Annotated in this window: 6 protein-coding genes; 3 read left to right on the forward strand and 3 right to left on the reverse strand. The window is 71.6% G+C overall.

From position 1 onward, the window contains the following. From DRB06_RS12485 to purM, 3 genes are all read left to right on the forward strand, one after another. The coding region (locus DRB06_RS12485) for a 5'-nucleotidase C-terminal domain-containing protein (protein ID WP_309300334.1) at positions 1 to 2,304 on the forward strand (2,304 nt) is incomplete at its 5' end. Between the two features lie 127 nt (positions 2,305 to 2,431). Continuing rightward, positions 2,432 to 4,138: an amidophosphoribosyltransferase gene (gene purF, locus DRB06_RS12490; RefSeq protein ID WP_258522261.1), complete on the forward strand. Its 1,707-nt coding sequence runs from the start codon at positions 2,432 to 2,434 to the stop codon at positions 4,136 to 4,138. After that, positions 4,135 to 5,286: a phosphoribosylformylglycinamidine cyclo-ligase gene (gene purM / locus DRB06_RS12495; protein ID WP_111820126.1), complete on the forward strand. Its 1,152-nt coding sequence runs from the start codon at positions 4,135 to 4,137 to the stop codon at positions 5,284 to 5,286. The genes purF and purM overlap by 4 nt, the downstream gene beginning before the upstream one ends. 124 nt (positions 5,287 to 5,410) lie before the next feature. On the opposite strand, the gene DRB06_RS12500 is transcribed toward purM, so the two are convergent. The 3 genes from DRB06_RS12500 to DRB06_RS12510 all read right to left on the reverse strand — a co-directional run bounded on the left by DRB06_RS12500 (position 5,411) and on the right by DRB06_RS12510 (position 6,710). Beyond that, a complete protein-coding gene (locus DRB06_RS12500) occupies positions 5,411 to 5,620 on the reverse strand; it encodes a DUF3073 domain-containing protein (protein WP_073331097.1) in 210 nt (69 codons plus the stop codon). A gap of 215 nt (positions 5,621 to 5,835) precedes the next feature. Continuing rightward, on the reverse strand, positions 5,836 to 6,246 hold the full coding sequence (locus DRB06_RS12505; protein WP_108968893.1) for a hypothetical protein: 411 nt from the start codon (positions 6,244 to 6,246) through the stop codon (positions 5,836 to 5,838). Further along, positions 6,243 to 6,710 carry a phage holin family protein gene (locus DRB06_RS12510; protein ID WP_073331420.1) on the reverse strand — a complete coding sequence of 156 codons (468 nt, stop codon included), beginning with the start codon at positions 6,708 to 6,710 and terminating at the stop codon, positions 6,243 to 6,245. Before DRB06_RS12510 ends, DRB06_RS12505 begins: the two co-directional genes overlap by 4 nt. Between the last annotated feature and the right edge of the window lie 329 nt (positions 6,711 to 7,039).

Raw genomic sequence — 7,039 nt, forward strand, 5'->3', positions numbered from 1 at the left:
CCCACTAACCTCCCGAGACTGCTCATGCCACACCTATATCGCCGCCTCGTCGCCTTCACGGCGGCCCTGGCCCTCGGTGCCTTCGCGCCGGCAATCACCGCCCCGGCCACGGCCGCGGAGGCCGCCGACACCACCACGCTTTCCATCCTCGGCATCACCGACCTGCACGGCCACATCGAAACCACCGGCGACGAGCCCGGCGCCGTCACCCTGGCCTGCGAGGTCGCCGCCGCCCGCGAGCGCAACCCCAGCACGCTCTTCGTCTCCAACGGTGACAACGTCGGCGGCAGCGCCTACATCTCCTCGATCCTCGACGACCAGCCCACCATCGACGTCCTGAACGCCATCGGTCTGGACGTCACCAGCGCCGGCAACCACGAGTTCGACAAGGGCATCACCGACCTCGCCGACCGCCTCCTGCCCGCCTTCAACGCCCCGATCCTGTCCGCGAACGTCACCGGCAACGCCGCCCTGGCCGCCGAGGGCTCCGGCAACGGCACCTGGATCACCGAGGTCGACGGCGTCACAGTCGGCTTCATCGGCGTCGTCACCGAAGAGCTGCCCAGCCTGGTGTCCAAGTCCGCGCTCGAAGGCCTCACGGTCTTAGACGCGACCGCCACCGCCAACGCGCGCGCCACCGCGCTGAAGGACGGCGACGCCGCCAACGGAGAGGCCGACGTCGTCGTCGTCCTGGCCCACGAGGACGCCGCCATCTATGGCAACCAGTTCAACGGCGCCGTCGACGCCGTCGTCGCCGGCCACACCCACGTGCCCTTCGCCGACGTCGTCAAGTCGACCGACGGCACGGACATCGCCGTCGTCCAGCCCGACCACTACGGCCTCAAACTCGGCGAGATCTCCCTGACGGTGACCACCGCCGCCGACGGCACCAAGGACGTCACCGCCGCCACCGCCCGCAACCTCGACCTGGCGGAGTCCGACTGCACCACCGACGCCTACGGCGTGGCCGACATCGTCGCGAAGGCGAAGACGGACTCCGAGGCCGCCGGCAACGAGGTCCTCACCACCCTCGGCTCGAACTTCTACCGCGGCACCGACACGGGCACGGACTACGGGGCCAACCGCTCCACCGAGTCCACCGCCTCCAACCTCATCGCCACCTCCTTCGCCTCCTGGCTGGCCGAGGACATTCAGCCGTCCAGCGACTACGCGATCGGATTGATGAACCCCGGCGGGGTGCGCGCCGACTACCTGGCCGGCGAGCTCACCGCGGGGGAGGCCTACACGGTGCAGCCCTTCGGCAACGAGATGGCCTACGCCACCTACACGGGCGCCCAGGTAAAGCAGGTGCTCGCCGAGCAGTTCCAGCCGACGACGACGCGCGCCGCGCTCATGCTCGGAACCTCGGACAACGTCGAGGTCTACCTCGACCAGGACGCCGCCGACCAGCTCGAGGACTACTTCACGCAGATCTCCACCGCCGCCTCCGAGGCGGAACGGAGCGCACTGGTTGAGAGCCTCGCCGACGACATCGCCGACGCACGCTCGCGGGTCATCGACGCCGTCTACATCGACGGCGAGCTGCTCGACGACGCGGCGACCGTCACCGTCGCCTCCAACACCTTCCTCCTCGCGGGCGGCGACAACTTCGACACCCTGGGCGAGAAGACGATGATCAACACCGGCATCCTCGACCGCACGGTCACCTCCGAGTACCTGGTGCGCATCTCCCCGGCCACCGCCTCCTACGACAAGCACCAGGTCGGCACCTCGCTCGCCGTCGACGGCGACACCGTGACCGCCCGCTTCACCGGACTCAGCTATTCGGCCACCGCCGAGCAGGGCGTGCGCGACGCGGCCACCTCGATCGCCGCCACCGTCGCCATGGCCGACGGCACCACCCGCACCCTGACGACGAGCGACATCGACCAGTCGGTCACCCCCGGCCTGCCCGAGACCGGCCGGGCGACGCTCACCTTCACGCTTCCCGACGGCGTCGCCACCCAGGACTGCACGGTCGACGGCGTGAGCACGACGTGCGCGATCGTCTCCTTCACCATCACCAGGGCCGACGAGTCCACCGAGACGCTCGCCGTCACCGCCCAGGTCGTGCACGCGGTCTCGCCGGAGACACCGGCACCGCCGACGCCCAGCGCGGCGGTGGGACCGGCCACCGGGGCTCCGACGACGGCCGGCGTGGTCCCGGTAGTCGCCGGTACGCCCGCCACGGGGCACGGCTCGCGCGGTGCCCTGGCCCGCACCGGCGCGCCGATCGCCCTCGGCTTGCTCGCCCTCGGCCTCATGGGCGGTGGCACCCTGCTGACCGCCCGCCGACGCGACTAGGGCCCGCCGGATCGGCTTGTGGGATGATGCTCCGGTGAGCTTTGGTGACCCCGACCGGACCACCCCGCCCTCCGGCGGCACACTCGCCCCTGCCCGCCCCGCTCCGCCGCTCGCCCTCGGCGAGGAGGTGAACGAGGAGTGCGGCGTCTTCGGCGTCTGGGCGCCGGGGGAGGAGGCCGCGCGGCTTACCTACTTCGGTCTGTACGCCCTCCAGCACCGCGGCCAGGAGGCCGCCGGCATCGCCTCCACCGACGGCAGCAAGATCCTGGTCTACAAGGACCTCGGCCTGGTCTCCCAGATCTTCGACGACGGCACGTTGTCCAGCCTCACCGGCCACCTCTCCGTCGGACACGTCCGCTACGCGACCCAGGGCGCCGGCACCTGGGAGAACGCGCAGCCGATGCTCGGGCCCGCCGCCGGCTCCACCCTGGCGCTGACCCACAACGGCAACCTCACCAACACCCGGGAACTCATGGAGGCGGTCCACCGCACCAGCGGGGAGGACCTCACCGGCGAACTCGGCCGCGGCTCCTCCACCGACACCGCCGTCATCGCCGCCCTCATGGAGCTGGTCTCCCAGCGTGGCCGCCTGGACGCCTGGGACTATGACGCCGTCGACGCCGACACCCCCCTGTACCTCCCGGTGACCGATGCCGACGCCGCTCCGCCGTTGAGCATCTCCGCCACCGCCCGGCGGGTGCTGCCCCTGCTGCGCGGCGCCTTCTCCCTGGTGTTCATGGATGAGCACACGCTGTACGCCGCCCGCGACCCGCACGGCGTGCGTCCACTGGTGCTCGGCCGCCTGCAGCGCGGCTGGGTGGTCGCCTCCGAGAGCGCCGCCCTGGACATCCTCGGGGCCGCCTTCGTCCGCGAGATCGAGCCCGGCGAGCTGATCGAGATCGACGCCGACGGCGTGCGCTCGACCCGCTTCGCCACGCCCCGCCGGGCCGGCTGCGTATTCGAGTACGTCTACCTCGCCCGCCCGGACACGCGCATCGCCGGCACCTCGGTGATCGCCGCCCGCAACGCCATGGGGGCGGCCCTGGCTCGCGAGCACCCGGTCGACGCCGACCTGGTCATCGCCACCCCCGAATCCGGTACCCCTGCCGCCATCGGCTACGCCCAGGCCTCCGGCATCCCCTATGGGCAGGGACTGGTGAAGAACACCTACGTCGGCCGTACCTTCATCCAGCCCACCCAGACCCTGCGTCAGCTCGGCATCCGGCTCAAGCTCAACCCGGTGCGGGAGGTCATCGCCGGCAAGCGCCTCATCGTCGTCGACGACTCGATTGTGCGCGGCAACACCCAGCGCGCCCTGGTGCGCATGCTGCGGGAGGCCGGTGCCGCGCAGGTGCATGTGCGCATCTCCTCCCCGCCGGTGCTGTGGCCCTGCTACTACGGCATCGACTTCGCCACCCGCGCCGAGTTGATCGCCACCGGCATGAGCGTGGAGGAGATCCGCGACTCCATCGGCGCCGACTCCCTCGGCTACCTGTCGGTGGACGGTATGGTCGCCGCCTCCGGGCAGGACGCCGACGCCCTGTGCACCGCCTGCTTTACCGGCAACTACCCCACCGCCACGCCCACCACGGGCCCGCTACCCGGTGCGCCGGCCGCCCGCGTCCCCGGCGCCTACCGGCGTCGTCGCGCCGACACCGATGCCGCCCCCGTCCCCGCGGCCCCGCGCCGCGTCACCCGCCCGGACCTGAGCGCCGGCAGTCCCCACCGGGCCCCGGCTGACGCCGAGGCCGCCACGTCTTCGGGTGCCGACGCCGCATCCGCCCGGCACGCCGCCACACCCGCCGACCCCGCACCGGAAGGAACCGTCCGATGAGCCAGAGCGACGCCCCCAACGCCCCCATCACCTACGCCGCCGCCGGCGTCGACACGGCCGCGGGCGACCGGGCGGTCGAACTGATGAAGGCGTCGGTGGCCGCCACCATGACCCCCGCCGTCGTCGGGGAGGTGGGCGGCTTCGCCGGAATGGTCGACGTCTCCGAGCTGCGCAGCTACCGCCGCCCCCTGCTGGCCACCTCCACCGACGGGGTCGGCACCAAGGTCGCCATCGCCCAGGCCCTCGACATCCACGACACTATCGGTCAGGACCTGGTGGGCATGGTCATCGACGACATCGTGGTGGTCGGCGCCCGCCCCCTGCTGATGACCGACTACATCGCCTGCGGCAAGGTGATCCCGCAGCGCATCGCCGACATCGTGCGCGGCGTGGCCCAGGCCTGCGCCGCCGTCGGCACCCCCCTGCTGGGTGGGGAGACCGCCGAGCATCCCGGGCTGATGGGCCCGGACGACTACGACGTCGCCGGTGCCGCCACCGGCGTGGTGGAGGCCGACCGGGCGCTCGGCGCGCAGCGGGTGCGCCCCGGCGACGTGCTCGTGGCCCTGGCGTCCTCCGGTCTGCACTCGAACGGCTACTCACTGGTGCGCCGCGTGGTGGATCAGGCCGGCTGGTCCCTGGACCGGGAGGTGCCCGAGTTCGGCCGCACCGTCGGGCAGGAGCTGCTGGAGCCCACGCGTCTGTACACGCGGGTGCTGCTTGACCTCATCGCCCAGATCGACTCCGCCGACGTCGACCCCGCCGAGTTGCGCATCCGGGCCCTGGCGCACGTCACCGGCGGCGGCCTGGGGGCGAACCTGGCCCGCGTCCTGCCCGCCGGGACCATCGCCGTCGTCGACCGCGGTTCCTGGGTGGTGCCCGCGGTATTCGACGTCGTGCGCCGCCTGGGCGCGGTCCCGTGGGACGACCTGGAGTCCACCCTCAACCTGGGGGTGGGCATGGTCGCGGTGGTATCCCCGGACGCCGCCGATGCGGTGCTGGGCGGAGCCGAGGCCGCGGGCGTGCCCGCCTGGGTGCTGGGCAGCGTCGAGGACGCCGCCGACTACGCGCCCCGGGGACGGCTGATTGCCGGCACCAAGGGCGTCGACGGCGGTGGCGTGGACCTGCTGGGGACCTATCGGATCGCTTGAGCCGACACCGGGGCGGGGCCGCCGGAGCCGCTGTGGGCCCGGCGGCGCGTCGCGGCGTCACGCGGAGACGCTCAGGTGCCGCACTCGCGCATGGCTGCGTACGACGAGGCGCCCGGGGCGGGTGTCAGGCGTCCTCGTCGTCCCAGTCGTCGTCGACCGCATACTTTGCGGCCAACTCCTCATACATGTCGTCGTCGGACTCGACGTCGGGGGACGCTGCGGAGGACGCTGTGGCGAGCTCGCGTTCGAGTGCCGCATAGTCGGTCTCCGGGCTGAAGTACTTGAGCTTGCGGGCGACCTTGGTCGCCTTGGCCTTCTGACGGCCGCGCCCCATAGGCTCGACCCCCTCCAACATATCTCTGGGCGCGCACGTGGGCGCGCAGCAACTGGGCAAATGTGTCGTGGGGCAACCGTACAACGTCACCGCGCCGAAACACCATTCCACAGGCGGCGCTTCGGTCGTGGTAAGGCCCACGGATGAGGCGCCGCATGCTGGGAATACGGGTGTGGGCGGGGTCGGGCGGCGCGCGGGATGGCGGCGGCGCGCGCCTAGCGGCGCAGGGCCTTGATCAGGGCGAACACGCTCAACCCGGCCAGCCCCGCCACGGCTCCGGTGACCAGGGCAAGTGCCTGCGGATCTCCGTCCTGGGCGTCGTCGAGCAGACGCCGGGCCCGCTCGATGAGTGACAGGCTGTCGGTTCTCGGCGCGTCGGCCGACACCAGTGGAGCGTCGGCGTCGCCCTGCAGGCGGGCCTTCAGACCGGTGGCCGCCGACCGGGCACGTTCGCGCAGGTCGGCCACGGTTGCCTCGGTGGTGGAGCGGGCCACCGCCTTGAGGGCGTTGGGGGCCAGGCGTTGAGTCAGCTCCTCAACGTCGTTCACAACCGATGCGCGCAGGTCGGCCAGCCGGGCCTCGATCTCTTCCGGGGTAGCCGCTGCGGCCGAATTGTTCTCACTCACTGCTGGCTGCCCTTCTCGAAGCCGGTGGTGGCGGCGGACTTGACGGTGTTCAGATCATGCTGGAGGGCGCCCTTCGGGTCGGGCATGTCGGCCTTAGCGGCCTGGAGGCGCTTGACGCCAAGTAGTGCGGCGATGGCGGCGACGATCAACAGCACCACGGCGACGATGAGCTTGGCCGCCCACAGGGGCAGCGCGAGCGCAATCAACTCCACGATGGTTCCCAGCAGGAAGCCCACGCCGTACAGGGCGACGACCCCGCCCACGGCAAGCAGGGCACCGCCCACGCCCATGGTGGTGGCCATGCGCTTGCCCTTTGCCTTGGCCAGGTCGATCTCACCATGCACCAGCGCGGAGATGTTGTCCGAGATCCGGGTCACGAGCTCGCCGAGCGTCGGCTGCGCCGCCGAGGCGGATGACGAGGACGCCGCTGGGGGCTGTTTGGGTTGTTGGGCCTGCTGGCTCATGGAACCGACCTTCTCATGCCTGCTGATGAACAATCCCGGGGCGGCGGACGGCCGCTCCTACTGCTTGCACCAGAATCTCACATGCCGGGCCTGAGCGGCAGCTTGCCGCCCCTGCGTAAGTGCCTGATTCGTCGGCAGCAGGAGTAGTGCAACCGAATGGTGACGTTGCGGCGCGTCGGTGTGGTCGTGTCCCGGCCCCTGTCCTCGGGGAGCGCGCCTCCGGGGATCTGCTTGGACCGCTTACGCGCGGTTGGACCGCTTACGCGCGGTTGGACCGCTTACGCGCGGTTGGACCGCCGTAACCGGCGGCTACGGCGGTCCAACGGGGG

The sequence above is a fragment of the Actinomyces sp. Z5 genome (genome assembly GCF_003287795.1).
GTDB classification, from domain to species: Bacteria; Actinomycetota; Actinomycetes; order Actinomycetales; family Actinomycetaceae; genus Actinomyces; species Actinomyces glycerinitolerans.